This is a genomic window from Janibacter hoylei PVAS-1, assembly GCF_000297495.1.
Taxonomy (GTDB): Bacteria; Actinomycetota; Actinomycetes; order Actinomycetales; family Dermatophilaceae; genus Janibacter; species Janibacter hoylei.
This window is the reverse complement of the sequence record NZ_ALWX01000069.1, coordinates 1-4,238: the sequence shown is the minus strand read 5'-3', so window position 1 is coordinate 4,238 and position 4,238 is coordinate 1. Positions and strand designations below refer to the sequence as shown.

The following is a 4,238-nucleotide window of genomic DNA, read 5'->3' as shown; positions in this document are numbered from 1 at the left end:
TCAGGGCCGAGGGCCAGGCGCGCTGGCGGCGAAGGCGGTGGCTGACGCTCGTCATGGGTGGGTCTCCCCTTCGTGGGCCGGCCGTGGCGCCGGACGCGTCTGCCGACGACGGCCTAGCGACGGGCGGCCGGCAGCACGACGGGGAGCCTCCCCGGTCAGCTGAACTGCCAGGAGCGCTTCGACAGGCCGTACCAGAAGCCCTCGACGGTCGTCCGCCGCTCGCTGGCGCCCGACGCCTCGGCCGCACCCATCGCGATGTAGAGCGGGGCCCAGTGCTCGGTGCGCGGGTGCGCCTCGTGGCCGGCGGGGGCGAGCTCGAACATCCGCGCGAGGGAGTCGACGTCGCCTGCGGCGACGGTCTCGGCGGCCCAGTGGTCGAACTCGCTCGACGCGGTCGGCGGCGTGGAGTCGGCACCGGCCCGCGGGTTGAACCAGCGCAGGTTGTGCGTCGTGAAGCCGGAGCCGACGATGAGCGTGCCCTGGTCGCGCAGCGGGGCGAGGGCGCGGCCGAGCTCGAGCAGCTCGTGCGGGTCGAGCGTCGGCATCGACATCTGCAGCACGGGCACGTCGGCGTCGGGGTACATCTCGACGAGGGGCACGTAGGCGCCGTGGTCGAGCCCGCGGGTCTCGTCGCGCTGGACGTCGACCCCCTTCGGCTTGAGGAGGGCGGAGACCTCGTCGGCGAGGTCGGGAGCCAGGGGCGCGTCGTACTGCACCCGGTAGTACCGCTCGGGGAAGCCCCGGAAGTCGTAGGTCAGCGGCACCTTGCGCTGGCTGGGGCTGACGGTGACGGGGGCGTCCTCCCAGTGGGCGGACACCATGAGGATGTCCTTGGGGCGCTCGATCTCGGCGGACCAGCGGGCCAGCTCGGCGGTCCAGCGCGCGTCGTCGGCGAGCGGGGGAGCGCCGTGCGAGAGGAAGAGGACGGGCGGGGTCGAGGTCATGGCCACGACATTACTTGTATCTTTAACTAACTGTCAAGCGGACCGTCGGCCCGCCCCCCGGGGTGCGAAGGGAGTCCCCAGCTCGGTGTACGGTCGGCGCCAGAAGAGCCCGACGTCGAAGCAGCGACGAATCCGCTGCACGTGGGATCAGGAAACGAGGCACACATGGCCAGCAAGCTCGTCATCGTGGAGTCACCCGCCAAGGCCAAGACGATCGCCGGGTACCTTGGCGCCGACTTCGCCGTCGAGGCATCGGTGGGTCACATCCGCGACATCCCGACCCCCTCGGAGATGCCCGCCGAGATGAAGAAGGGCCCCTTCGGGCGCTTCGGGATCAACATCGAGGAGGGCTTCGAGCCCTTCTACGTCGTCGACCCGGACAAGAAGAAGAAGGTCGCCGAGCTCAAGCGCCTGCTCAAGGACGCCGACACCCTCTACCTCGCCACCGATGAGGACCGCGAGGGTGAGGCCATCGCCTGGCACCTCCTCGAGACGCTCAAGCCCAAGGTCCCCGTCAAGCGGATGGTCTTCCACGAGATCACCAAGGAGGCCATCCAGCGGGCCGTCGAGGACACCCGCGAGCTCGACATCAACCTCGTCAACGCGCAGGAGTCACGCCGCATCCTCGACCGTCTCTACGGGTACGAGGTCTCGCCGGTCCTGTGGCGCAAGGTCAAGGCCGGCCTGTCCGCCGGTCGCGTGCAGTCCGTCGCCACCCGCATCGTCGTCGAGCGGGAGCGCGAGCGGATGGCCTTCAAGGTCGCCTCCTACTGGAGCGTGGAGGGCAGCTTCTCCTCGACCTCCGCCCCCTTCGCCGCCCGCCTGGCCTCCCTCGACGGGACGAAGGTGGCGACCGGCTCCGACTTCGACGACACCGGCGCGCTCAAGGGCTCTGCCCGCCAGCTCGACGAGCGGGCCGCCACGGCCGTCGCCGAGGCGACGATCGCCGCCGACGTCACCGTCGCCTCCGTCACGGAGAAGCCCTACACCCGACGGCCGTACGCCCCCTTCACCACCTCGACCCTCCAGCAGGAGGCCGGCCGCAAGCTCGGCCTCGGGTCCAAGGCGGCCATGGGCGTGGCCCAGAAGCTGTACGAGAACGGCTACATCACCTACATGCGTACCGACAGCACCAACCTGTCGGGCTCGGCGATCTCCGCGGCACGTGGGCAGGCCCGGGACATGTACGGCGCCGACTTCGTGCCGGAGCAGCCGCGCGTCTACGGCAAGAAGGCCAAGAACGCCCAGGAGGCGCACGAGGCGATCCGCCCCGCCGGTGACCGCTTCCGCACCCCGGCCCAGGTGGCCGGTGAGCTGCGCGGCGACGAGTTCAAGCTCTACGAGCTGATCTGGAAGCGGACGATCGCCTCGCAGATGGCCGACGCCAAGGGTTCCACCGCCACGATCAAGCTCGCCGCCGACCTCGGTGGCTGCGAGGTCGCCTCTGCCGCTGAGTACTCCGCCTCGGGCACGGTCATCACCTTCAAGGGCTTCCTCGCCGCCTACGAGGAGGGCACGGACGAGCCCCGCGAGGCGAAGAAGGACGGCGAGGCCCGCCTGCCGAAGCTCGCCGAGGGCGCGACCGTCGACGTCGTCGACGCGACCCCCTCCGGCCACGAGACGTCGCCGCCGGCCCGCTACACCGAGGCCTCCCTCGTGAAGAAGATGGAGGAGCTCGGCATCGGCCGCCCCTCCACCTACGCCTCGACGATCAGCACCATCCAGGACCGCGGCTACGTCCGCAAGAAGGGCAGCGCGCTCGTCCCGACATGGCTCGCCTTCGCGGTGACCCGCCTCATGGAGGTGCACTTCGGTCGCCTGGTCGACTACCGCTTCACGGCGTCGATGGAGGAGGACCTCGACGAGATCGCCTCCGGCTCCGCCGAGCGCGTGGCCTGGCTGCAGCGCTTCTACTACGGCAGCGAAGGGGGCAACGAGGGCCTGCAGAGCCTCGTCGCCGACCTCGGTGACATCGACGCACGGGCGATCTCGACCATCGACATCGGCGACGGCATCGTCGTGCGGGTCGGTCGCTACGGCCCGTACGTCGAGGAGGTCGTGCCGAAGGGGGTCGACCCCGCCACCGGCGAGGTGACCGACGAGACGAACACGACGCCGGCGCCCAAGCGGGCGACGATCACCGACGATGTGGCGCCCGACGAGCTCACGCCAGCGATGGCGCGCGAGTTCCTCGCCGCTGCCGCCGACGACGGTCGGGTCCTGGGCCAGGACCCCGAGACCGGCCGCGACGTCGTCGTCAAGAACGGTCGCTACGGACCCTACGTCACCGAGGTGCTCGAGGAGTCGGCCGACGACAAGCCCAAGCGCGGCAAGGCCAAGGTCAAGCCGCGCACGGCCTCGCTCTTCAAGAGCATGGACCCCTCGACGGTCGACCTCGAGCAGGCGCTGAAGCTCCTCTCGCTGCCGCGCACCATCGGCACGGTCACCGAGACCACCACCGGTGAGGACGGCACGGAGAAGTCCGTCGAGGTGCCGATCACCGCGCAGAACGGCCGCTACGGCCCGTACCTGAAGAAGGGCACCGACTCGCGCTCCATCGAGACCGAGGAGCAGCTCTTCACGATGACCCTCGAGGAAGCGCTCGCGATCTACGCCCAGCCCAATCAGCGGGGCCGCGCCGCGGCCAAGCCGCCGCTCGCGGAGTTCGGCGAGGACCCGGTGAGCGGCAAGAAGGTCGTCGTCAAGGACGGTCGCTTCGGCCCCTACGTCACCGACGGTGAGACGAATGCCACGCTCCGTCGCGGTGACGAGCCGGAGACGCTGACCGCGGAGCGAGCCTACGAGCTCATCGCCGAGAAGCGGGCCAAGGCCTCCTTGTCGGACATCTGCTTGGCGGTCTGGGCAAACTCTTCGGGCGTCATCGACGCAAAGGTCGACGGGTCCAGGTCCATGCGGGCAGCTCCTTCGGTGCGGTTTCCCGGACCATACCCACGAGTAACGAAGGCGGCAACGGGTGCGACCAGGGGCCGGACGCCCTTCAGGACTTCTTGGCGCTCGCCTTCTTCGCCGCGGTCTTCTTCGCCGTCGCCTTCTTGGCCGTCTTCTTGGTCGCCTTCTTCGCGGTCTTCTTCGCCGACTTCTTGCGGGTCGTGGGGCCCTTGGCCCGCTTCTCGGCGATGAGCTCGTAGGCTCGCTCCGCGGTCAGCGTCTCCGGCTCGTCACCGCGACGGAGCGTGGCATTCGTCTCACCGTCGGTGACGTAGGGGCCGAAGCGACCGTCCTTGACGACGACCTTCTTGCCGCTCACSGGTCCTCGCCCGAACTCCGCGAGCG

2 protein-coding genes and 1 pseudogene are annotated in these 4,238 nt (G+C 69.8%); 1 reads left to right on the top strand and 2 read right to left on the bottom strand.

Annotated features, from left to right (window positions below; all coding sequences use genetic code 11):
- Positions 1-155: 155 nt before the first annotated feature.
- Positions 156-944 (bottom strand): dioxygenase family protein, encoded by a 789-nt coding sequence (locus tag B277_RS13470; RefSeq protein WP_040881629.1) that lies wholly within the window; start codon positions 942-944, stop codon positions 156-158.
- Between the two features lie 165 nt (positions 945-1,109).
- On the opposite strand from B277_RS13470, the pseudogene topA reads away from it, so the two are divergent.
- Positions 1,110-3,773: pseudogene (gene topA / locus B277_RS13465) on the top strand (type I DNA topoisomerase); the annotation flags it as partial.
- A 169-nt stretch (positions 3,774-3,942) separates the two neighbouring features.
- On the opposite strand, the gene B277_RS20510 reads toward topA, so the two are convergent.
- On the bottom strand, positions 3,943-4,238 hold a 296-nt coding region (locus B277_RS20510; protein ID WP_007929147.1), incomplete at its 5' end, for a topoisomerase C-terminal repeat-containing protein.